Source organism: Enterobacter sp. EC_50 (assembly GCF_019584525.1).
Classification (GTDB): Bacteria; Pseudomonadota; Gammaproteobacteria; order Enterobacterales; family Enterobacteriaceae; genus Enterobacter; species Enterobacter roggenkampii.
Map to the genome: position 1 here is coordinate 95621 of NZ_VDAF01000015.1, position 22042 is coordinate 117662.

The window sequence follows — 22042 nt, forward strand, 5'->3', positions numbered from 1 at the left end:
CATAATCCCCTAAAATCTGTCCCGACGCTGCCAGAGCAGCAGCAGGAAAAACGGTCCGCCAATCAATGAAATGACAATTCCCGCCGGCAGCTGCAGCGGGAGGAATGCCAGACGTCCGACGTTATCCGCCAGCAGCACCAGCAGCGCGCCCAGCACGGCGCTTCCCGTCAGGAGCGCGGTCTGACCACCGCGCAGCAGCAGGCGCGCCATATGCGGGGCAATCAGCCCCACAAAGCCAATGCTGCCCACGCAGGAGACGCAGGCCGCCGTCAGCACTACCGGGGCGAGAACCCGCAGCAGCGCCAGCCGGGTTGTGCGCACGCCAAGGCCCGCGGCGGCCTGATTGCCGAGCAGCGCCACGTCCGCTGCCCGCGCGGTAAAGAGCAGCAGCGCAAACGCGGGGGCAGCCCAGAGCGCGGCCAGCCCTACCAGCGTCCAGTTTGCCGCGTGCAGGCTGCCCGCCAGCCACAGCATCGCCGTCTGCACGTCGCGCACGTCGGCGGTGGTCATAAAGACGCCCATTGCCGCGGCAAACGCCCACGACACGCCGATGCCGATCAAAATAAACCGCGGGCGCGAGATATCGCGCGCCAGAGCTATCACCAGCAGCGCGGTGAGCAGCCCACCGGCCATGCCAACCAGCGGACGCCAGGCCAGGCTCAGCGCCGGGAACTGAAAAATCAGCAGCAGTACCGCCGCGCTACAGCCCTCCTTCACGCCGATAAGCCCCGGGTCAGCCAGACCGTTGCGGGTGATGGACTGCATCGCCGCCCCCGCCATGCCGAGCATCGCGCCGCACAGCACCGCCATCAGCAGGCGCGGCAGGCGGATATCCATCACGACGTAGCGCGTCTCCGCCGTCAGACTTTCAGGCGAAAACAGCGCGCGCCCGATGGCAGAGGCGGGGATGGGCAGAGAACCGTGCGCCAGGCCAAAGCCCAGCAGGCTTAGCGCCATCAACGCGAAAAGCGACAGGTACGCCAGCGCCTTCGGGCGAACCAGCGCCGACAGGCGGCCAACACGGATCGCGCGGAGTCCGGCCCGGTTCATTTGAACATCCTCAAGGCCATAAGGATGAACACGGGCGCGCCGACAAGGGCCGTCATGATGCCGGTTGCCAGCTCCCAGGGGGTAAACAGCGTGCGGGCAGCGATATCCGCCAGCAGCAGCACCAGCGCACCGCAGAGGGCCGACAGCGGCACCATCGCGCGTAAATCGACCGACACCAGACGGCGAATGAGCTGCGGTACCACAAGGCCGATAAAGCCAATCGGTCCGGCGAGGGAGACGGCCGCGCCGCAGAGCAGCGCGATGGCCAGCAGGGCAAGGAGGCGGGTTTTCAGCAGCGACACGCCAAGCCCCTGCGCCATTCTGTCGCCCAGCGCCAGCATGTTGAGCGAGGGCGACAACCCGATAGCAAGAACAAAACCGGCTGCTGCAGCCCACAGGGCGCTCTGGAGCATCTGCGCGTTGACTCCGGCGATATCACCTGCCAGCCAGGTGCGCAGAGAGAGCAGCGTCTGTTCATCCAGGATTAACACCGCGGCGGTAATCGACGAGGCAAATGCCGACATCGCCACGCCACACAGGGTGACCTTCATCGGCGTGAGCCCGATGCGACCGGTCGAGGAGAACATCAGCACCAGCAGAAACAGCGCGGCGGCACCGGCGGCCGCAATCAGCGGGCGGCCAAACGGCAGCGAAAGCCCAAGCGCGCTGGCGATCACCACAGCCAGCGCTGCCCCGGCGTTGAGCCCCAGAATATGCGGCTCACCGAGCGGGTTGCGGATCACGGACTGCAGCAGCACGCCCGCCACACCGAGCGCGGCGCCTGTCACCATCGCGGCGCAGAGGCGCAGCAGTCGTAGTCTGATGATGATGTTATGGTCGAAATTGCGCGGGTCGAAATGAAAGAATGCCTCCACTACCGTTTGCGGGGCGATAAAGCGTGCACCGATCCCCAGATGAGCAATCGCCCCCATTGCCAACAGCAGGGTGAAAATCAGGAAAGCCAGAGAGATGCGCATCATGGCTTCTGAATGCTCTGGCGAAACGGCATAAAGAACGGTTTGCCGGTCAAGGGGTTGATGGACATATGCACGTCCACATCAAACACCGCTTTGATCAGCTCCGGCGTGCAGGCGTCGCCTTCATGTAACACTCCCTCGACTTTTCCCTGGCGTAAAAAGACCAGGGAATCACCGTAGTTCACGGCAAAGTTGAGATCGTGCAGCACCACCACGACGGTACGCCCGTGCTGGCGGGTCAGGGCGTGCAGCAGTTCCAGGATCTCCACCTGGTAGCGAAGATCGAGGAACGTGGTGGGTTCATCCAGCAGGATATACGGCGTTTGCTGCGCCAGCGCCATGGCGATCCAGCAGCGCTGACGCTGGCCGCCGGATAAGCTTTCCACCGGCATATGGGCAAACGCTGCCGTGCCGGTCAGGCGCAGGGCCTCTTCCACCGCCAGTTCGTCCTCGTCGCTCCACTGGCGCATAACGTTTTGCCAGGGAAAGCGCCCGCGCGAGACCAGCTCAAAAACGGTTAACCCTTCCGGGAGCAGCGGGGACTGCGGGAGAATACCAAGCTGGCGGGCGACGGCTTTGGTCGGCTGCTCGTGAATGGCTTTACCGTCCAGCAGCGCGGTTCCCCCAAGCGGCTGCAGCAGCCGCGCGATAGTGCTCAACAGCGTGGATTTCCCACAGCCGTTCGCCCCTACCAGCACCGTCATTTTCTGCTGAGGGATGGCAAGGGAGATATCATCAACGATGATTTTTTTCTGATAGCCCGCAGAGAGGTTCTCCAGAACCAGTCCCGGTTGTTTTGTGTTGTGAGCCACGTGAACGCCAACGTAATAAAAAAGCGCAACAAATATAAATAAAAATCATTCTCTTTTGAGAGTTTGACGCCACTCCATGTAGTAGTCAAGAGAAGAAACACCCTGAAAAAACCAGGGGTAACGGAGCGTTACCGTGCAGACCACAAAATTAATAAATCATTATTTTTCAATCAAATAACTAATTACCTTTGTACTTTCCCGTTGCGTTTCATACATGTAGCCGATTTTTATCATTTTTCATTTACTACTACATTCCCGCATGATTGAATGATTCTCAATTACATGTTCGATGCCAGTTCTGGCTAACGAGCAGAGCATAAAAGGGCAATGACTCACACATTCTTCCGTGAAGGTGATTCACGGATATTTTGGGATAACAGATGTAATGGCTACGTTCACACCTTCACTCTCTGGGGTAAAAGGGCGCGCGCTCTTTTCACTGCTGTTTATGGCGCCGCTGGCCCAGGCGGCGGACACCACCGCGGCTAAAGACGGCGAAACGCTTACCGTCACTGCCGATCCAAATACGCCGGCGGAAGCCACCAACGGCTACCAGCCGCTGAACACCTCCACCGCAACGCTGACCAACATGCCGATGCTGGATATCCCGCAGGTGGTGAATACCGTCAGCGATAAAGTGCTGGAGGATCAGCACGCCACCACGCTGGATGAGGCGCTCTATAACGTCAGCAACGTGGTCCAGACCAACACCCTCGGCGGTACGCAGGATGCCTTCGTGCGCCGCGGGTTTGGCGCGAACCGGGACGGCTCGATCATGACCAACGGCCTGCGCACCGTCCTGCCGCGCAGCTTTAACGCCGCCACCGAGCGCGTGGAGGTGCTTAAAGGCCCGGCCTCAACGCTGTATGGCATTCTCGATCCGGGCGGCCTGATTAACGTCGTCACCAAACGCCCGGAGAGAACCTTCGGTGGTTCTCTGTCCGCCACCTCCTCCAGCTTTGGCGGCGGCACCGGACAGGTCGATGTGACCGGCCCGATCGACGGCACGCGTCTGGCGTATCGCCTCACGGGTGAGTATCAGGACGAAGATTACTGGCGTAATTTTGGCAACGAACGCAGCACCTTTATCGCCCCGTCGCTCACCTGGTTCGGCGATGATGCCACCGTGACCGTGCTCTATTCGCATCGCGACTATAAAACGCCGTTCGATCGCGGAACGATCTTCGATCTCAACACCAAAAAGGCCGTTGATGTCGATCGCAAAACCCGCTTTGACGAGCCGTTTAACGTGACCGATGGTCAGTCCGATCTGGCGCAGCTGAACGCGGAATACCGTCTTAACAGCCAGTGGACCGCGAAGTTCGACTACAGCTACAGCCAGGACAAATACAGCGATAACCAGGCCCGCGTGATGGCCTACGATGCAAAAACCGGCAACCTGACCCGCCGCGTGGATGCGACCCAGGGCTCGACCCAGCGCATGCACAGCACCCGCGCGGATCTGCAGGGGAATGTCGATATTGCAGGCTTTTACAATGAGATCCTGACCGGCGTGTCGTATGAGAATTACGATTTGCTGCGTACGGACATGATGCGCTGTAAGAACGTCAAAGGTTTCAACATCTACCATCCGGTTTACGGCAAACTCAACAAGTGTACAACCGTCTCCGCCGCAGACAGCGACCAGACGCTCAAGCAGGAGAGTTATTCGGCCTACGCGCAGGATGCCCTGTACCTGACGGATAAGTGGATCGCCGTCGCCGGGATGCGCTATCAGTATTACACCCAGTACGCGGGCAAAGGTCGTCCGTTCAACGTCAACACCGACAGCCGCGACGAACAGTGGACGCCAAAGCTGGGGCTGGTTTACAAGCTCACGCCATCCGTCTCGCTGTTTGCCAACTACTCGCAGACGTTTATGCCGCAGTCGTCCATTGCAAGTTACATTGGCGACCTGCCGCCGGAAACCTCAAACGCCTACGAAGTGGGCGCGAAGTTCGACCTGTTCGACGGCGTTACCGCCAATATCGCGCTGTTTGATATCCACAAACGCAACGTGCTGTACAACGAAAGCGTGGGAGGTGAAACCATCGCCAAAACGGCGGGCCGCGTGCGATCCCAGGGCGTGGAGGTGGATCTTGCCGGGTCACTGACCGAGAACACCAATATTATCGCCAGCTACGGCTATACCGACGCGAAGGTGCTTGAAGACCCGGACTACGCGGGCAAACCGCTGCCGAATGTGCCGCGCCACACCGGCTCCCTGTTCCTGACGTACGACATTCATAATGCGTTTGCCGGGAATACCCTGACGCTGGGCGGCGGCGGACACGGCGTGAGCCGTCGTTCAGCGACCAACGGCGCGGATTATTATCTGCCGGGCTATTTTGTGGCGGATGCCTTTGCGGCCTATAAGATGAAGCTGCAGTATCCGGTGACGCTGCAGGTCAACGTGAAGAACCTGTTTGATAAGACCTACTACACTTCGTCCATTGCGACCAACAACCTGGGCAACCAGATTGGCGACCCTCGCGAAGTGCAGTTTACGGTGAAAATGGAGTTTTGATGTAAAAAAGCCCGGTGGCGCTGGCGCTTACCGGGCCTACGATCCATTCCCTCTCCCTGCGGGAGAGGGTTAGGGTGAGGGCATCAAGCCTCAATATCCGCCATATCGCCTTTCTCCTGCAGCCAGTTACGACGGTCTTCCGAACGTTTCTTGGCAAGGAGCATATCCATCATGGCGTTGGTCTGCTGTTCGTCTTCATCGCTGATCGTCAGCTGCACCAGACGGCGCGTGTTCGGATCCAGCGTCGTTTCGCGCAGCTGCATCGGGTTCATCTCGCCCAGCCCTTTAAAGCGCTGCACGTTCGGTTTGCCCTTCTTGCGCTTCAGCTGTTCCAGCACGCCCGCTTTCTCTTCTTCCGTCAGCGCGTAGTAAACCTCTTTGCCGAGGTCGATACGGTACAGCGGCGGCAGCGCCACGTAAACGTGACCGTTTTTCACCAGCGTGCGGAAGTGCTTCACAAACAGCGCGCACAGCAGCGTGGCGATGTGCAGACCATCGGAGTCCGCATCCGCGAGAATGCAGATCTTGCCGTAGCGCAGCTGGCTCAGATCGTCGCTGTCCGGATCGATACCGATCGCAACCGAGATATCGTGGACTTCCTGCGAGGCCAGCACTTCGTCTGAAGACACTTCCCAGGTGTTCAGGATCTTACCCTTGAGCGGCATGATCGCCTGGTATTCACGATCGCGCGCCTGCTTGGCCGACCCGCCCGCCGAGTCCCCTTCCACGAGGAACAGCTCGGTGCGGTTGAGATCCTGCGCGGTACAGTCCGCCAGCTTGCCCGGCAGCGCTGGGCCGCTGGTCAGCTTTTTACGCACCACTTTCTTCGCGGCGCGCAGACGACGCTGGGCGCTGGAGATGGCCATTTCAGCCAGCATTTCTGCCGCCTGAACGTTCTGGTTCAGCCACAGGGTAAACGCATCTTTTACCACGCCGGAGACGAACGCCGCACACTGGCGTGACGACAGACGTTCTTTGGTCTGACCGGCAAACTGCGGATCCTGCATCTTCACGGAGAGCACGTAGGCGCAGCGGTCCCAGATATCTTCCGCCGACAGCTTCACGCCGCGCGGCAGGATATTACGGTATTCGCAGAATTCGCGCATCGCGTCCAGCAGCCCCTGACGCAAGCCGTTGACGTGGGTCCCGCCGAGCATAGTGGGGATCAGGTTAACGTAGCTTTCGGTCAGCAGCTCGCCGCCTTCCGGCAGCCACAGCAGCGCCCAGTCCACCGCTTCGGTATCGCCGCTAAAGTTGCCGACGAACGGTTTTTCCGGCAGCGTTGGCAGGCCGTTTACCGCTTCGCACAGGTAGTCGTTCAGGCCATCGGCGTAGCACCAGGTCTGCTCGGTATTGTTAACGTGATCTTTAAAGGTGATTTCCACGCCCGGACACAGCACCGCTTTGGCTTTCAGCAGGTGCGTCAGGCGGGATACGGAAAAGCGCGGGCTGTCGAAGAAACTCTCGTCAGGCCAGAAGTGGACGCTGGTGCCGGTGTTGCGTTTGCCGCACGTGCCGACAACCTGCAAATCCTGAACCTTCTCGCCGTTTTCAAACGCGATGTTGTAGACCTGACCATCGCGACGGACGTTCACTTCCACGCGTTTGGACAGGGCGTTGACGACGGAAATCCCCACGCCGTGCAGGCCACCGGAGAACTGGTAGTTTTTGTTGGAGAACTTACCGCCCGCATGCAGACGACAGAGGATCAGCTCAACGGCCGGGACGCCCTCTTCCGGGTGGATATCCACCGGCATGCCGCGCCCGTCGTCAATAACTTCCAGCGACTGATCGGCATGCAGGATGACGTCAACGCGTTTGGCATGGCCCGCCAGCGCTTCGTCCACACTGTTATCAATAACTTCCTGGCCCAGATGGTTTGGGCGCGTCGTATCGGTGTACATCCCCGGGCGGCGGCGAACCGGCTCAAGCCCGGTGAGGACCTCAATGGCATCAGCGTTATAGGTTTGCGTCATGATTTAAACTAGCAATTCGCATTGATTGTCAGTGGCTGTGCAGTCCAAGAAAATCGACAATCTGGGTGAAATGATTCTCAAAGCCCGTGAAAGCATGGTTTCCGCCCTCTTCTATAGTCTGGCGGCAGGAGGCGTAATACGCCACTGCCTGGCGGTAATCCAGCACTTCATCACCCGTCTGCTGCAGCAGCCAGATGAGATCCGGCGCCTCGAGCGGGTCGACCTGCATAACTTTGAGATCGTAAATATGGCGTGACTCTAGCACATATTGCTGGCCGGTGTAGGGGTTCTCGTTTTCGCCAAGAAAGTCCCGCAGCAGCTCAAATGGCCGTACCGCCGGATTAACCACCACGGCGGGCAGCATAAAGCATTGCGAGAGCCAGGTGGCGTAATATCCCCCCAGCGATGAACCGACCACACCAAAGGTTTCGCCGCCGTGCGCAAGCACGATGGATTCCAGCATTTCCGCGGCTTCTGCCGGGTAAGGCGGCAGCTGTGGGATAATCATCTCAACGTCAGGGTGATGCGCGCTCAGCCACTGGCGAAACTGTGTCGCTTTTGCGGAGCGCGGCGAACTGTTAAATCCGTGCAGATAAAGGAGCGTAGACATCAATAGCCTTCTGAAGCGGTATCCGGGCGGAACTGTGCGCCGGTCAAACGGCAGACTTCCGTGGTCAGCGTGCCGTCGGGATGCAGTTCCAGCCAGCGCCAGCCTGGCGCGATGGTATCCAGCGTAAAGTTGGCGCAGTGCGGCTTAAACTGAACGCAGGTCGACGGCGTTGCCAGCATGCGGCGTCCGTTCCAGTCGAGATCCTGCTCCTGGTGAATATGCCCACACAGCAGATTTTTCACCCGCGGGAACTTCGCCAGCACGCGATCCAGCGCCGCGGAGTTGCGCAGGCTGTGCTGATCGAGCCAGCTGCAGCCCGCCGGCAGAGGATGATGATGAAGCAACAGCAGCGTGTGACGTTCAGGTTCAGCGGCCAGTTTGGTCTCCAGCCAGTCGAGCTGAAACTCGCTTAACTCACCGTGCGGGACGCCGAACACCTGGCTGTCCAGCAGCAGGATCTGCCACTGTTCACCCGCAAAAACACATTTCGCCGGAGAAATCCCCGCATCCTGGAGAGAACTGTACATGGCGGGCTGAAAATCGTGGTTACCCGGCAGCCAGACGCAGGGCGCGCTAAAGCTCGCGATGCCTTCAGCAAAATGCTGGTAGGCCGCGGAAGATTGGTCCTGCGCCAGATCGCCCGTTGCGACAATCAGATCGCATGCACGGTTTTCAGCGTGAATGGCGCTCAGTACCGCCTGATAACTCTCCCAGGTATTCACCCCCAGCAGCGTTTCATGCTTTTCGGCAAAAAGGTGGGTATCGGTGATTTGTAATATCCTGACTGGCGCCCCACCAGCAACAGTCAGGTTCAACAGGCTTTCCAAATGGTGTCCTTAGGTAGGTTTATGACGCTAACAAACCGGAATCGCCATTGCTCCATGTGCTAAACAATACCTTAGCCAGTCGGCTAAAAACTGGTTAATTTGATGCTTTTCGTCGCGTTGATGCAACTTTTTATTCGGGTAATCATACCGCGCCTTGAAGCGAAAGATCTGCTGGCTTGAACACACTTCAGCGACCATCGCGTCGTGATAGAGGCGTACCGTCATCGACGGCAGGCTCCAGTAGCTAATACTGGGTGCCGTTTGCTCAATCTCCACCAGCGTAGTGTAGCGCGTTGATTCTGTTATCGTTAATCGATACTGCGCGTTGCTCACCTGATAGCTTACCGTTTCGCCGGGTGCGTCGTTTCTCGGCAGCAGGCGGCGCAATTGTGCAAAATTCGTTTCGCACAGGCGCATCATTTCTGGGAAGTCAGGCGTATAGCGCTTCATTTTTTCCACTCGTTTCGTAATGTCTGATAATGCAGCTGCAGCCATTGCAGGGCGATGACAGACGCTGCGTTGTCGATTTTCCCCTCTTCTACCCACTGATAAGCCTGTTCCCGGCTCACCACATGAACCCGAATATCTTCGTTTTCATCAGCCAGACCGTGAATGCCTTCTGCGGTCGTGGCGTCCACTTCGCCCACCATAATGGATAAGCGTTCGCTGGTGCCACCCGGACTCGCCAGATAGCTCAACACCGGTTTGGTTCGGCCCACCACCAGTCCCGCCTCTTCCAGCGCCTCGCGCCGGGCGACGTCTTCAACCGTCTCGCCTTCTTCGATCATCCCGGCCACCATCTCCAGCAGCCACGGGCTCTCACTGACGTCATAAGCGGCGATGCGGATCTGCTCCACCAGCACGACTTCGTCACGCACTGGGTCAAAGGGTAGCAAGACTGCCGCATGCCCGCGCTCAAAAATTTCGCGTCTGATTTCGCCGCTCATTTCACCGTTAAACAGGCGATGCCTGAAACGGTAAAGATCCATTGAAAAAAAACCGCTATAAAGCGTTTCTCGTGCAATAATTTCTACATCGTTTTTGGCGAATGTCACGGGCAACTTTTCTGGTTTTTGCATGAGTCGAGTCCTGGTAGCAATGGTGATGAAATTGTGAATTTCAAGGCTGTTTGGCTGCCGTTTGTAAGGCTATATGATAGATTGGTGCAAATTACCGCCAGATGGCACGTAACGCCAACCTTTTGGTGTGGATGATTCTGTTAGAATCGGCAATTATTTTTTAATTAGATCAGCGCTAATACTGCTTCACAACAAGGAATGCAAATGAAGAAATTGCTCCCCATCCTTATCGGCCTGAGCCTGACGGGCTTCAGTGCAATGAGCCAGGCGGAAAACCTGTTACAGGTCTACCAGCAGGCACGTCTGGGCAACCCTGATTTACGTAAATCAGCGGCCGATCGTGATGCTGCGTTTGAAAAGATTAACGAAGCGCGTAGCCCCTTGCTGCCACAGTTAGGGTTAGGTGCAGATTATACCTACAGCAACGGTTTTCGCGACGCTAACGGCGTAAACTCCAATGCTACCAGTGCCTCACTGCAATTAACACAGACGCTGTTTGATATGTCCAAATGGCGTGCCCTGACCCTGCAGGAAAAAAGCGCGGGCATCCAGGATGTGACCTATCAGACTGACCAGCAGACGCTGATCCTGAACACAGCTACGGCGTACTTCAACGTGCTGAGCGCCATTGACGCGCTCTCCTACACCGAAGCGCAGAAACAGGCCATTTACCGTCAGTTAGATCAAACCACCCAGCGCTTCAACGTGGGTCTGGTGGCGATCACCGACGTGCAGAACGCCCGTTCACAGTACGACACCGTGCTGGCCAACGAAGTGACCGCGCGTAATAACCTCGACAACGCGCTGGAATCCCTGCGTCAGGTCACCGGGAACTACTATCCTGAGCTGGCCTCCCTGAACGTCGACAGCTTCAAAACGGATAAGCCGCAGGCCGTTAACGCCCTGCTGAAAGAGGCGGAAAACCGCAACCTGACGTTGCTGCAGGCGCGCCTGAGCCAGGACCTGGCCCGCGAGCAAATTCGTCAGGCGCAGGACGGCCATCTGCCAACCCTGAGCCTGAGCGCCTCTACCGGCGTTTCTGACACCACCTACAGTGGCTCTAAAACCAATTCTGCCCAGTATGACGACAGCAATATGGGTCAGAACAAAGTGGGCCTGAGCTTCTCCCTGCCGCTGTATCAGGGCGGTCAGGTTAACTCCCAGGTGAAACAGGCGCAGTACAACTTTGTTGGCGCGAGCGAGCAGCTGGAAAGCGCCCATCGTAACGTGGTGCAGACCGTACGTTCATCCTTCAACAACGTGAACGCCTCAATCAGCAGCATCAACGCCTATAAACAGGCCGTTGTGTCTGCACAGAGCTCCCTGGACGCGATGGAAGCGGGTTACTCGGTCGGTACACGTACTATCGTTGACGTGCTCGACGCGACCACCACGCTGTACAACGCGAAGCAGCAGCTCTCAAGCGCGCGTTATCAGTACCTGATTAACCAGCTGAACATTAAGCAGGCTCTGGGTACGCTGAACGAGCAAGACCTGCAGATGCTGAACAGCGCACTGGGCAAGCCGGTCTCTACCTCACCGGACAGCGTTGCACCGGAGAACCCGGAGCAGGTTGCCGCGGTTGATAACTTCAACGCTAACGGCACTACCCCTGCTGCACAGCCTGCTGCCGCGCGCACCACAGCGCCTGCCAGCAAGGGCAACAATCCGTTCCGTAACTGAGCATTGCCCGATGGCGCTTCGCTTATCGGGCCTACTGAATCGTAGGCCGGGTAAGCGCAGCGCCACCCGGCGCAAAATCCCCCTCGAACGTAAGCCAACGTAAAGATCCCCCTGATTCCGCCCCTCTTCGCTTCATTTTCAACCACTCATCCTCTATCCTGAGCGTTATTACCACTGGGTCCTGGAAGACAAACATGAAACGGACAAAAACGATCAATCACGCGTCGTTCCGCAAGAGCTGGAATGCACGTCACCTCACCCCTGTTGCGCTGGCGGTTACCGCTGTCTTTATGCTGGCAGGCTGTGAGAAAAACGATGAAACGGTTTCGCTGTATCAAAACGCAGACGACTGCTCTGCCGCCACCGGTAAAGCGGCCGAATGTAAAACGGCCTACACCAACGCGCTGAAAGAAGCGGAACGCACCGCGCCGAAATATGCCTCACGCGAAGACTGCGTAGCGGAATTTGGTGAAGGTCAGTGCCAGCAGGCACCGGCTCAGGCAGGCACGGCACCTGAAAATCAGGCACAGGCGCAGTCCAGCGGCAGCTTCTGGATGCCGCTGATGGCAGGCTACATGATGGGCCGTCTGATGGGCGGCGGTGCGGGCTACCAGCAGCAGCCGCTGTTTAGCTCGAAAAACCCGGCCAGCCCGGCTTACGGTCAATATACCGATGCCAGCGGTAAAGGCTACGGCGCAGCGACTCCGGGCCGCACCGTAACCGTACCGAAAACCGCGATGGCGCCGAAGCCTGCGACCACCAGCACCATCACCCGCGGCGGGTTCGGTGAGTCTGTGGCGAAACAGACCAGCATGCAGCGCAGTGCATCAGGCACCTCTACTCGCTCAATGGGCGGCTGATCATGGAACGAGTCAGTATTACCGAGCGCCCGGACTGGCGCGAAAAAGCCACCGAGTACGGCTTTAACTTCCACACCATGTACGGCGAGCCGTACTGGTGTGAAGACGCTTACTACAAGCTCACCCTGGCCCAGGTTGAGAAGCTGGAAGAGGTCACGGCTGAGCTGCACCAGATGTGCCTCAAGGTGGTGGAAAAAGTCATCGACAGCGACGAGCTGATGGCCAAGTTCCGCATTCCAAAGCACACCTGGAGCTTTGTCCGCCAGTCGTGGAAAACGAATCAGCCTTCGCTTTACTCTCGCCTGGATCTGGCGTGGGACGGCGTGGGTGAACCGAAGCTTTTAGAAAACAACGCCGATACGCCAACCTCCCTCTATGAAGCGGCATTCTTCCAGTGGATCTGGCTGGAAGACCAGATGAACGCCGGAAACCTGCCGGAAGGCAGCGACCAGTTCAACAGCCTGCAGGAGAAGCTGATCGAGCGCTTTGCCGAGCTGCGCGAGCAGTTTGGCTTCAACCTGCTGCATCTCGCCTGCTGCCGCGACACGGAAGAAGATCGTGGCACGGTTCAGTATCTGCAGGACTGCGCCGCCGAAGCGGAAGTGGCGACCGAGTTCCTCTATATCGAGGATATCGGCCTGGGTGAAAAAGGTCAGTTTACGGACATGCAGGATCAGGTCATCAGCAACCTGTTCAAGCTCTACCCGTGGGAGTACATGCTGCGCGAGATGTTTTCCACCAAGCTGGAAGATGCGGGCGTGCGCTGGCTGGAACCGGCCTGGAAGAGCATTATCTCCAACAAGGCCCTGCTGCCGATGCTGTGGGAGATGTTCCCGAATCACCCTAACCTGCTGCCAGCGTACTTTGCGGAAGATGATTACCCGCAGATGGAGAAATACGTCGTTAAGCCGATCTTCTCCCGCGAAGGCGCGAACGTGTCGATCATCGAAAACGGTAAAACGCTGGAAGCGGTTGAAGGGCCTTACGGCGAGGAAGGGATGATCGTCCAGGCGTTCTATCAACTGCCGAAATTTGGCGACAGCTATACGCTAATTGGCAGCTGGCTCATTAACGATCAACCTGCCGGAATTGGCATTCGCGAAGATCGCGCGCTGATCACGCAGGATCTGTCGCGGTTCTACCCGCATATTTTTGTGGAGTAAGATCTGCCGGGTGGCGGCTTCGCCTGACCCGGCCTACGGTTTTGTAGGCCCGGTAAGCGTAGCGCCACCGGGCATATTTTCACCCTACCTGTACCGATAGCATACTCAGACTTCCCATCTCTATTCCATCGACCGGGATCGTAACCGGCTCCTGACCGTCCCATGCGCCAAGCACGTACAGCAGCGGCAGGAAATGCTCCGGCGTCGGGTTAGAGAGCGAACCGCCCTCGTGCTCCAGATAGTTCACCAGCGGATGCGCCTCAGCCGGGCCTTGCCAGGTCAGGTTCGCTTTAACGTAGTCGTTAAAAGCGGTCGCCCACGGGTATGGCGTGTTTTCGCCATGCCAGCGCGCCGTGCGCAGGTTGTGCACCACGTTGCCGCTTGCCACCAGCATGATGCCTTCATCACGAAGCGTCGCCAGCTTGCGCCCCATCTCCAGATGCCAGACCGCCGGTTTGGTGCTGTCGATGCTCAGCTGCACCATCGGGATATCCGCATCAGGATACATTTTTATCAGCACGCCCCATGAGCCATGGTCAAAGCCCCAGGCTTCTTTATCCAGCGCAACCGGAACAGGCGCCAGCAGTTCCACCAGCCTTTGTGCCAGCTCAGGCGAGCCGGGGGCCGGATAATGCGTGTCATACAGCGCCTGCGGGAAGCCGCCAAAATCGTGAATGGTCTTTGGCGCTTCCATGGCGGTCACGCCCGTGCCGCGGGTGAACCAGTGCGCAGATACCACCACAATCGCTTTTGGACGCGGCAGCGTCTCGCCCAGATGACGCCATGCGCGGGTATAGACGTTATCTTCCAGAACGTTCATTGGGCTGCCGTGGCCTAAAAACAGGGCTGGCATACGGGAAGAAGTCATGATGATATCCTTACAGAAGGTGTCAATTTAATGGTGCTACATTACGCGCAATCGGACAAAGATGAACGCTGATAAGCGTGAAGATCATCATCAGGAATTTTGAATGTAAGGAATGTGTAAAGCCGGGGGTCGCCCCTCGCTTTGCCAGAAATGAATCATTTATATTAATGATAATCATTATCATAAGGAGCAATCCATGTCAGTCCCTCTGATCCTGACCATACTGGCGGGCGCCGCGACCTTTATCGGCGCAATCCTCGGCGTGCTTGGTCAGAAGCCGTCAAACCGCGTGCTGGCCTTCTCGCTGGGCTTTGCTGCCGGGATCATGCTGCTTATCTCCCTGATGGAGATGCTCCCTGCTGCGCTGGGCACCGACGGGATGTCTCCCCTGCTGGGCTACGGCATGTTTGTCGTTGGCCTGCTGGGTTACTTTGCCCTCGACCGGATGCTACCCCACGCGCATCCGCAGGATTTAATGCAGAAAAACGTAACGCCTGTGCCGCGGAATATTAAGCGAACGGCGGTTCTGCTCACGCTGGGGATTAGCCTGCATAACTTCCCGGAAGGGGTCGCGACCTACGTGACGGCCAGCAGCAATCTGGAAATGGGCTTTGGCATCGCGCTGGCGGTGGCCTTACACAATATTCCTGAAGGACTGGCGGTCGCCGGACCGGTGTATGCCGCCACGGGCTCGAAACGTACCGCGGTATTCTGGGCAGGAATTTCCGGGATGGCTGAAATCCTCGGCGGTGTCCTGGCCTGGTTGATTCTCGGAAGCCTGGTCTCCCCTGTCGTGATGGCCGCCATTATGGCCACAGTTGCCGGGATTATGGTGGCGCTTTCCGTCGATGAATTAATGCCGCTGGCGAAAGAGATCGATCCCAATAACAACCCCAGCTATGGCGTGCTGTGCGGAATGTCGGTCATGGGCTTAAGCCTGGTGTTATTGCAATCTGCAGGTATCGGTTAGGATTAGTCTGCCTCCGTATAATACGGAGGCAGACTTTCGAAACGTTAAGATATAGATAGAAATGATACGTTATTTTGTTGCCAACAAAGCCCTTGCAAAATATATAGCTTATAGAAATAGGATGATGAAATTTTATCAGTCTATTATCTGAGTTACTGCATATATTATGAATGTTAGCCGATGCTTACAATCAACATTAATTATATATTAATATAATCTTAAAATAGCTTTAAGATGCAGTAATCGCATCTCCCCTTCGTCCTCCCATATACTCCATTTGCGTTTTGAAACTTATATTCAGAGTATGAATTCGTTTGAAAAAGGATATTTTCATGTATATGGGTAAAAAAATTTTATTAGCTGTAACTATCGCTGCCGCAGTATCGGGTTCCGCCTTTGCTGCCGAGCAGGGGTCGGGAAAAATCAAATTCAAAGGCGTTGTTATTGATGCGCCTTGCAGCATTGCACCAGACAGCGTTGATAAAGAAGTCGATCTCGGTGAAGTGACCACAGCCGTGATCAATGCCAACAAGAAGTCTTCCGCAGTTCCGGTTGATATCAATCTGGAAAACTGCCAGCTTGACGATCCGGCCGACGAGACTGACACACCAGTGACCAAAGTCGATGTCACGTTTACCAGCTCAGCGACAGATGCGACCGACACCAGTCTGATGACCAATACCTATGCAAGTGGTGCACAGAACGTGGGCGTTCGTCTTCTGAATAACGCCGAAGCCAACATCACGCTGGGTGCTGCTAATGAGGTTGCTCTGCTGGCAGGCTCAACGACTCAAACGCTGCACTTCAAAGCATTAATGGAAGTGGTAACGGGTAAAACGGCGACTGCTGGCCAGGTGGAAGCTACAGCCAACTATATTCTGGCGTATAAATAACTACGCCATGTTTCAAATTAAACCGGCTGGCATTTAATGTCAGCCGGCGTTGAATGTATTTATTTGAGTAACAGGGCGATGACATATAAATTACAATGCATAATTATTATGACGTCCCTGTTTATGGTGGAACTTGCCTCCGCCACCGAATTTAACATCAATGCCATCGATAAAGATCAGCGTGGCAGCGTTGATTTATCTCTTTTTAAAGATCAAATATCGATCACACCAGGCGACTATTTTGTTACCGTTTCGATTAATGATATCCCGCTGGCAAATGGCTGGCAGCTCCGCTGGCAGGAGATAGACAAGAGCGTACAAGTCTGTATTCCACCTGAACTGGCCGATACATTTGCTCTGCAGGACAATATCCGTAGCGCATTGGCGGAAAAAGACGGGTGCGTCGACTTTGCATCAAAACCGGATATTAAATTTAATTTTGAGCAATCCAGCCAGACGCTGAAGGTCACGATACCTCAGGCCTGGTTACAGTACCGTGCCGCAGACTGGATGCCCCCTTCAACCTGGGACAACGGCGTGCCGGGCGTACTACTGGATTACAATCTTTTTGCCAGTCATTACCAGCCGAACGATGGCAGCAGCACGGATAACGTCAACACTTATGGCACTGCCGGCGCGAATATGGGCGCGTGGCGACTGCGCAGTGATTATCAGTATACTCAAACCCATACCGACGCAGGTTCAGAGAATGACGGGCGCTTTTCACGCCTCTATATGTTCCGTCCTCTCCCCTCGCTCGGAGCCAAACTCACACTGGGTGAAACGGATTTCCAGTCCGCTATTTTTGATGCCTTCACCTATACCGGTGCCTCCCTGATTAGCGATGAGCGCATGCTGCCATGGTCGCTGCGCGGCTACGCGCCACAAATTACCGGCCTCGCGCAAACTAACGCCACGGTAACGGTTAGCCTGGCTGACCGTGTCATTTACCAAAGCAACGTTCCGCCAGGGCCGTTTGTTATTCAGGATCTAAACCAGTCTGTACAGGGTACGCTGGACGTCAAAGTGGCAGAAGAGGATGGGCGCGTAAGCACCTTCCAGGTTTCTGCGGAATCGGTGCCTTTTTTAACCCGCAAAGGTCAGGTTCGCTATAAGCTGGCGGCAGGAAAAGCACGCAAAGACGCCTCGCATGACGTTGAAGATAACGCGTTTATGAGCGGCGAATTCTCCTGGGGGATGCTGTCACAAACCTCCCTCTACGGCGGTACGCTCGCCGATGGCCATCGCTACCGGTCCGTTGCCGCCGGAATAGGTCAAAACATGGAGTACCTGGGCGCGCTCTCTTTTGACGTGACGCAGGCGACCAGCCAGTTGCCCAATCAGAATAGCCAGACAGGTTACAGTTACCGTTTCAACTACAGTAAGCGTTTCGATACCACCGGCAGCCAGCTTACGCTCGCCAGTTATCGCTATTCCGATCCGCAGTTTCTCAGCTACGCCCGTTTTCTGGATGATGACAATAACGATCGGCAGTCAGAAAAACAGACGCTCAGCGTGACGGCAAGCCAGTACATTTCGGCGCTATCGCTCAACCTCTATGTGAACATGCTGCGTCAAACCTGGTGGAACGATTCCTCCTCCACGACGGGCAGCGTGACCGCAGGCTATAACTTTGATATCGGTCGCTGGAAAAATCTGGGCGTCACCGTGTCGTGGAGTAAAACCCACTATGAAGACGAAGACGACGATACGCAGTTCTATCTCTCACTGAGCGTACCGCTCGATCCCGATCATCGTCTGAATTACGACCTGCGCAACAGCGAGAGTCTGAGCCAGAACGTATCGTGGTATGACACATCAGACCGCAACAACACCTGGGGCGTTTCGGCAGGTACCGAAAGCGAGAAGTCAGATGCCGGCGCGCAGGTGAGCGGCAACTATCAACATTATTCTCCTTATGGCGACCTGAATCTCTCCGGGAGCGTTAAGGCTAACGAATACAATTCCCTGAGTGCCAGTTGGACCGGTTCATTCACCTCGACGGCTAAAGGCGCTGCGCTGCACCGCCGCAGCTACGGTAACGAGCCGCGCGTGATGGTCAGTACCGATGGCGTAGGCAACATCCCGCTGAACATGTCGCGGGATGAAACCAATCGCTTCGGGATTGGCGTTTTACCGTCCATCTCCAGCTATTCGCCTTCCAGCGTGCAGGTCAATATGAACAACCTGCCCGATGGCGTAGACGTTGACACCCGCGTCGTCACCTCAACCTGGACGGAAGGTGCCATCGGGTACCGTCAGATCGCGACGCGTGCAGGCAATGATATCGCAGGCATCTTACGAACTGCCTCTGGCATACCGCCGCTGGGCGCCGTTGTTCGCCAGCTTGAAGACGATCGGCAGATTGCCATGGTCGCCGATGACGGCCACGTCTGGCTCGGCGCCGTAGAGCCACAACAACAGTTTCGCGTGACGTGGGGAGACAATCAGCAGTGTCGCTTCACGTTACCTTCACACCTTGAAAACAGTATGCAGTTGATACTGCCATGTCAGTAAGAAATCATGATGAAATTAACCTTACTCAAAAGCCTGTGCCTGATGCTGGTCGGCACAGCATTCACCACTCACGCGGCCGTAAACCTGGACCGCACGCGCATTGTCTTTCCGGAAAGCGACAAGGCCAGCAGCCTGAAGATTGAAAACCAGAGTAAAGCGCTGCCCTATCTGGCGCTCTCCTGGATTGAAGATGAGAAAGGCCGTAAAGAAGACAGGCATTTCATGGCGCTGCCTCCAATTCAACGCATTGAAGCGGGTTCCGCATCGCAGGTCAGGATCGTTAAGCAAGCGGCCACCAGTCAGTTACCGAAAGACAGAGATTCCCTGTTTTATTTCAACCTGCGCGAAGTGCCGCCGAAAAGCACCAGCGCCAGCGATGAACGCAGCGTCATGCAGGTGGCGATGCAGAGCAGGATCAAGCTGTTCTGGCGTCCTAAAGCGATTACCAAAAAACCCGGCGAGCAGGCGGAAATGCGGATGGAAGTTTCAGCCACTGCGAATGGGCTGACCATACATAACCCGACGCCGTACTACATCACGCTGGCGTGGCTCAGTAAGAATGCCAGAACCATGCTGCCGGGCTTCGACAGCCTGATGCTTGCGCCTTTCGCGACAGCAACAACCTCTACCGGTGACTACCACGGTAACTATTACAGCATCGGTTATATCGACGATTACGGCGCGCTGAAAAAGGTCGACGTACAGTGCGCGGGAACGGCGCAGTGCTCGCTCACCGAACGGAAGATCGAAAAAGATGCGCAATCTCGCTAACGTATTGTTCATAGTGCTGCTCTCAGTGCTGCCTTTAAGAGAAGCGCTGGCGCTCGACTGCTACCTGGGCGGTTCGGGCGGCCCCGTAGAAGAAACTAAAACGATCTCGCCGTTTGCTATCCCCAGTAATGCACGGGCAGGTGAGAAAATTTGGGAATCGGATGACATCAAAATCCCGGTGACATGCAACCACAATGTCACAAGCAGCTTTCAACCGGAGGATATTTTTGGCTGGGTGAATCCTTATCCTTCAACCTCCGATCCCTATTATGAACTGGGCGTAACCTATGAAGGGATAGACTACGATGCAAAAGGCCAGCCTAACGGCGTCGATACCCGACAGTGTCTGGACAACCAAAACATCACGATTTATACCCCCGAGCAGATCCGACAAATGGGATGGGAAAATCGTATCTGTTCCGGTAACCCGGATGATATCCACACTTCACGAACCTTCATTGCTCGTCTGCGCTTATACGTAAAAATTAAAGCCATGCCGCCTCACGGCTACGTCAGCTCGCTGAGCGATTACATCGTTGTCCAGTTTGACGGAAAAGGCGGCGTGAACCAGATGTCGGATGCGAAAAACCTCAAATATCACATCAACGGGCTGCAAAATATTACCGTTCTGGACTGCGGTGCGACGTTCAGTATTTACCCTGAGAACCAGGAGATTGATTTCGGCACCTTTAGCGCACGCGATATTGTGAATCAACAGACGCGTAAACGGACCTTTTCGGTGAAGACGACGAAAGTGCAGGATGCCCAATGTTCAGATGGCTTCAAAATGGACTCGTCGTTCTATACAAATGAAGCGCTTACGGCCAACGATACCGCACTGCTGATAGGCAATGGCCTGAAGCTGAGGATCCTTAACGGAACCGAGCCCTACACCTTTAACCACTACAACGAATACGTGGATTTTACGGGCAGCACGCTTGAGCATGAGCAGCAATACACCGCAGAGCTGTCGCCGGTCGAAGGAAAAGCGATCCAGTCCGGGCCGTTCGAAACGGTGGTGCTGTTCAAAATTAACTACCACTAGAGACAAAAAAGCCGGGTTTCCGCGGCTTTTACACATCAGCCATTTCAGCTGGCTTTGCGCTCGTGCGCCTGGCGATACTCGATCAGATCTTCAATCGTTACCACCGGCATGTTGTGCAGACGTGCGAAGGTGATGCACTCTGGTGCACGCGCCATGGTGCCGTCGTCGTTGGTCAGTTCACACAGCACGCCCGCAGGTTTGAAGCCTGCCAGCGTCACCAGGTCGATCGTCGCTTCGGTGTGACCGCCGCGGGTCAGCACGCCACCCGCCTGCGCGCGCAGTGGGAAGACGTGGCCTGGACGATGCAGATCGGATGGCTTCGCATCATCAGCAATCGCGGCACGTACGGTGGTCAGACGGTCAGCCGCAGACACACCGGTGGTCACGCCATGCGCCGCTTCAATGGTCACGGTAAATCCGGTACCAAAGGCGCTGGTGTTGTTTTCGACCATCATCGGCAGCTCGAGCTGCTTACGACGATCTTCGGTAATACACAGGCATACGATGCCGCTGCCGTGACGGATGGTCAGCGCCATCTGTTCAACGGTCATGTTTTCGGCGGCGAAAATCATGTCGCCTTCGTTTTCACGGTTTTCATCGTCAAGCACCATCACACCGCGGCCTTCGCGCAGTGCATCCAGTGCATGTTCAACACGTTGAGTTGAAGTGCCAAAAGAGGAAAGTAGCGTCTGATTCATGGTAAAAAAACCTCATTAACATTATGGTTACCAGAATCAGGGCAGTCTTAGGAGCGCCGTATAAGCGGCAAAAAGATAACGTGAGCGGGCCCATGCCCGACTGGATCGTTACTCTCTCCCATCCGGACTCTAACCGTCGGCCCCGGAATTACACCGGATCTGCTGACCTTTGAGAATTCACCCAAAGCGCTCGCGGGCTTTCAGCGTTAAGCTGATTTACCGCCGGTGGGGAATTTCGCCCCGCCCTGAGAATAAGCGAGATAACTATAACGCTATTGATTATCCTGGGCAATGCATAAGCATCAAACAATTTTGTTTACCCCGGGCATGACGCGCTACAATGGACACTAACACCTTTTCATCAAGGGAAACGACAATGATTGACCCGAAGAAAATTGAGCAAATTGCGCGTCAGGTTCACGAGTCTATGCCAAAAGGCATTCGTGAATTTGGTGATGACGTTGAGAAGAAAATCCGCCAGACGCTGCAGGCGCAGTTGGTTCGCCTTGATCTCGTCAGCCGCGAAGAGTTTGACGTGCAGACCCAGGTTCTGCTGCGCACCCGCGAGAAGCTGGCACTGCTGGAACAGCGTCTGACCGAGCTGGAAAACCGCAATGCGCCGGAAGAAGTGAAGCCAGCGCCAGCCATTCCGCCGGTGGATAACCAGGAGTAAGTGCGGCCTGTTGAGCCCGGTGGCGGCTACGCCTTACCGGGCC

The 22042-nt window shown here is 56.2% G+C and carries 20 protein-coding genes and 1 riboswitch; of the genes, 10 read left to right on the forward strand and 10 right to left on the reverse strand.

Going from position 1 to position 22042, the window contains the following annotated elements:
- Window positions 1-9: 9 nt before the first annotated feature.
- From FHC48_RS14090 to FHC48_RS14100, 3 genes are read right to left on the reverse strand one after another with little or no spacing between them, the layout of a single operon-like run.
- Complete coding sequence (locus tag FHC48_RS14090) at window positions 10-1050, reverse strand: iron ABC transporter permease (RefSeq protein ID WP_069598783.1); 1041 nt, start codon at window positions 1048-1050, stop codon at window positions 10-12.
- A complete protein-coding gene (locus tag FHC48_RS14095) occupies window positions 1047-2030 on the reverse strand; it encodes an iron ABC transporter permease (protein ID WP_059364651.1) in 984 nt (327 codons plus the stop codon). Before FHC48_RS14095 ends, FHC48_RS14090 begins: the two co-directional genes overlap by 4 nt.
- Window positions 2027-2839, reverse strand: coding sequence for an ABC transporter ATP-binding protein (locus FHC48_RS14100; RefSeq protein WP_008502979.1), 813 nt, complete (start codon window positions 2837-2839; stop codon window positions 2027-2029). The genes FHC48_RS14095 and FHC48_RS14100 overlap by 4 nt, the downstream gene beginning before the upstream one ends.
- A gap of 385 nt (window positions 2840-3224) precedes the next feature.
- On the opposite strand from FHC48_RS14100, the gene FHC48_RS14105 reads away from it, so the two are divergent.
- Window positions 3225-5366 (forward strand): TonB-dependent siderophore receptor, encoded by a 2142-nt coding sequence (locus FHC48_RS14105; RefSeq protein WP_039265452.1) that lies wholly within the window; start codon window positions 3225-3227, stop codon window positions 5364-5366.
- Window positions 5367-5449: 83 nt separating this feature from the next.
- Here FHC48_RS14105 and parE read toward each other — a convergent pair whose 3' ends face one another.
- Genes parE through nudF form a run of 5 tightly spaced genes read right to left on the reverse strand, consistent with a single transcriptional unit; the run spans window position 5450 to window position 9858 of the window.
- Complete coding sequence (gene parE, locus FHC48_RS14110) at window positions 5450-7342, reverse strand: DNA topoisomerase IV subunit B (protein ID WP_008502977.1); 1893 nt, start codon at window positions 7340-7342, stop codon at window positions 5450-5452.
- Between the two features lie 28 nt (window positions 7343-7370).
- Window positions 7371-7952 (reverse strand): esterase YqiA, encoded by a 582-nt coding sequence (gene yqiA / locus FHC48_RS14115; protein WP_032675509.1) that lies wholly within the window; start codon window positions 7950-7952, stop codon window positions 7371-7373.
- Window positions 7952-8779, reverse strand: coding sequence for a 3',5'-cyclic-AMP phosphodiesterase (gene cpdA / locus FHC48_RS14120; RefSeq protein WP_008502975.1), 828 nt, complete (start codon window positions 8777-8779; stop codon window positions 7952-7954). The genes yqiA and cpdA overlap by 1 nt, the downstream gene beginning before the upstream one ends.
- 27 nt (window positions 8780-8806) lie before the next feature.
- Window positions 8807-9229, reverse strand: a complete 423-nt coding sequence (locus tag FHC48_RS14125; RefSeq protein ID WP_003862516.1) for a DUF1249 family protein — start codon at window positions 9227-9229, stop codon at window positions 8807-8809.
- The gene (gene nudF, locus FHC48_RS14130; RefSeq protein ID WP_008502974.1) at window positions 9226-9858 is read right to left on the reverse strand and encodes an ADP-ribose diphosphatase; all 633 of its coding nucleotides are present in this window, start codon (window positions 9856-9858) and stop codon (window positions 9226-9228) included. The genes FHC48_RS14125 and nudF overlap by 4 nt, the downstream gene beginning before the upstream one ends.
- Before the next feature lie 204 nt (window positions 9859-10062).
- On the opposite strand from nudF, the gene tolC reads away from it, so the two are divergent.
- The 3 genes from tolC (at window position 10063) to FHC48_RS14145 (ending at window position 13564) form a co-directional block, all read left to right on the forward strand.
- Entirely contained in the window at window positions 10063-11541 is a 1479-nt protein-coding gene (gene tolC / locus FHC48_RS14135; protein WP_008502973.1) for an outer membrane channel protein TolC, read from the forward strand.
- 194 nt (window positions 11542-11735) lie between these two features.
- Entirely contained in the window at window positions 11736-12401 is a 666-nt protein-coding gene (locus FHC48_RS14140; RefSeq protein WP_008502972.1) for a DUF1190 family protein, read from the forward strand.
- Window positions 12402-12403: 2 nt separating this feature from the next.
- A complete protein-coding gene (locus FHC48_RS14145) occupies window positions 12404-13564 on the forward strand; it encodes a glutathionylspermidine synthase family protein (RefSeq protein WP_021242309.1) in 1161 nt (386 codons plus the stop codon).
- A 79-nt stretch (window positions 13565-13643) separates the two neighbouring features.
- Here FHC48_RS14145 and ygiD read toward each other — a convergent pair whose 3' ends face one another.
- On the reverse strand, window positions 13644-14432 hold the full coding sequence (ygiD, locus tag FHC48_RS14150) for a 4,5-DOPA dioxygenase extradiol (protein ID WP_059364770.1): 789 nt from the start codon (window positions 14430-14432) through the stop codon (window positions 13644-13646).
- 196 nt (window positions 14433-14628) lie between these two features.
- On the opposite strand from ygiD, the gene zupT reads away from it, so the two are divergent.
- From zupT to FHC48_RS14175, 5 genes are all read left to right on the forward strand, one after another.
- On the forward strand, window positions 14629-15402 hold the full coding sequence (gene zupT, locus FHC48_RS14155) for a zinc transporter ZupT (RefSeq protein WP_008502969.1): 774 nt from the start codon (window positions 14629-14631) through the stop codon (window positions 15400-15402).
- A gap of 332 nt (window positions 15403-15734) precedes the next feature.
- Complete coding sequence (locus tag FHC48_RS14160) at window positions 15735-16295, forward strand: fimbrial protein (protein WP_021242311.1); 561 nt, start codon at window positions 15735-15737, stop codon at window positions 16293-16295.
- Between the two features lie 78 nt (window positions 16296-16373).
- Entirely contained in the window at window positions 16374-18812 is a 2439-nt protein-coding gene (locus FHC48_RS14165) for a fimbria/pilus outer membrane usher protein (protein ID WP_059364773.1), read from the forward strand.
- A 9-nt stretch (window positions 18813-18821) separates the two neighbouring features.
- Window positions 18822-19583 (forward strand): molecular chaperone, encoded by a 762-nt coding sequence (locus FHC48_RS14170; RefSeq protein ID WP_059364776.1) that lies wholly within the window; start codon window positions 18822-18824, stop codon window positions 19581-19583.
- Window positions 19567-20628, forward strand: coding sequence for a type 1 fimbrial protein (locus FHC48_RS14175; RefSeq protein ID WP_059364780.1), 1062 nt, complete (start codon window positions 19567-19569; stop codon window positions 20626-20628). Before FHC48_RS14170 ends, FHC48_RS14175 begins: the two co-directional genes overlap by 17 nt.
- 44 nt (window positions 20629-20672) lie before the next feature.
- Here FHC48_RS14175 and ribB read toward each other — a convergent pair whose 3' ends face one another.
- Window positions 20673-21326 (reverse strand): 3,4-dihydroxy-2-butanone-4-phosphate synthase, encoded by a 654-nt coding sequence (gene ribB / locus FHC48_RS14180; RefSeq protein ID WP_008502964.1) that lies wholly within the window; start codon window positions 21324-21326, stop codon window positions 20673-20675.
- 106 nt (window positions 21327-21432) lie between these two features.
- Window positions 21433-21583, reverse strand: a riboswitch (FMN riboswitch).
- A 119-nt stretch (window positions 21584-21702) separates the two neighbouring features.
- Here ribB and ubiK point away from each other — a divergent pair.
- Window positions 21703-21999: a ubiquinone biosynthesis accessory factor UbiK gene (ubiK, locus tag FHC48_RS14185; protein ID WP_008502963.1), complete on the forward strand. Its 297-nt coding sequence runs from the start codon at window positions 21703-21705 to the stop codon at window positions 21997-21999.
- Window positions 22000-22042: the final 43 nt, after the last annotated feature.

Coding starts and splice junctions, on each gene's coding strand:
- ribB (WP_008502964.1), bottom strand. CDS start 21,326: ATGAATCAGACGCTACTTTCCTCTTTTGGCACTTCAACTCAACGTGTT.
- yqiA (WP_032675509.1), bottom strand. CDS start 7,952: ATGTCTACGCTCCTTTATCTGCACGGATTTAACAGTTCGCCGCGCTCC.
- FHC48_RS14105 (WP_039265452.1), top strand. CDS start 3,225: ATGGCTACGTTCACACCTTCACTCTCTGGGGTAAAAGGGCGCGCGCTC.
- tolC (WP_008502973.1), top strand. CDS start 10,063: ATGAAGAAATTGCTCCCCATCCTTATCGGCCTGAGCCTGACGGGCTTC.
- FHC48_RS14170 (WP_059364776.1), top strand. CDS start 18,822: ATGAAATTAACCTTACTCAAAAGCCTGTGCCTGATGCTGGTCGGCACA.
- parE (WP_008502977.1), bottom strand. CDS start 7,342: ATGACGCAAACCTATAACGCTGATGCCATTGAGGTCCTCACCGGGCTT.
- FHC48_RS14160 (WP_021242311.1), top strand. CDS start 15,735: ATGTATATGGGTAAAAAAATTTTATTAGCTGTAACTATCGCTGCCGCA.
- FHC48_RS14095 (WP_059364651.1), bottom strand. CDS start 2,030: ATGATGCGCATCTCTCTGGCTTTCCTGATTTTCACCCTGCTGTTGGCA.
- FHC48_RS14140 (WP_008502972.1), top strand. CDS start 11,736: ATGAAACGGACAAAAACGATCAATCACGCGTCGTTCCGCAAGAGCTGG.
- nudF (WP_008502974.1), bottom strand. CDS start 9,858: ATGCAAAAACCAGAAAAGTTGCCCGTGACATTCGCCAAAAACGATGTA.
- FHC48_RS14145 (WP_021242309.1), top strand. CDS start 12,404: ATGGAACGAGTCAGTATTACCGAGCGCCCGGACTGGCGCGAAAAAGCC.
- zupT (WP_008502969.1), top strand. CDS start 14,629: ATGTCAGTCCCTCTGATCCTGACCATACTGGCGGGCGCCGCGACCTTT.
- FHC48_RS14090 (WP_069598783.1), bottom strand. CDS start 1,050: ATGAACCGGGCCGGACTCCGCGCGATCCGTGTTGGCCGCCTGTCGGCG.
- FHC48_RS14175 (WP_059364780.1), top strand. CDS start 19,567: ATGCGCAATCTCGCTAACGTATTGTTCATAGTGCTGCTCTCAGTGCTG.
- FHC48_RS14165 (WP_059364773.1), top strand. CDS start 16,374: ATGACATATAAATTACAATGCATAATTATTATGACGTCCCTGTTTATG.
- ygiD (WP_059364770.1), bottom strand. CDS start 14,432: ATGACTTCTTCCCGTATGCCAGCCCTGTTTTTAGGCCACGGCAGCCCA.
- ubiK (WP_008502963.1), top strand. CDS start 21,703: ATGATTGACCCGAAGAAAATTGAGCAAATTGCGCGTCAGGTTCACGAG.
- FHC48_RS14125 (WP_003862516.1), bottom strand. CDS start 9,229: ATGAAGCGCTATACGCCTGACTTCCCAGAAATGATGCGCCTGTGCGAA.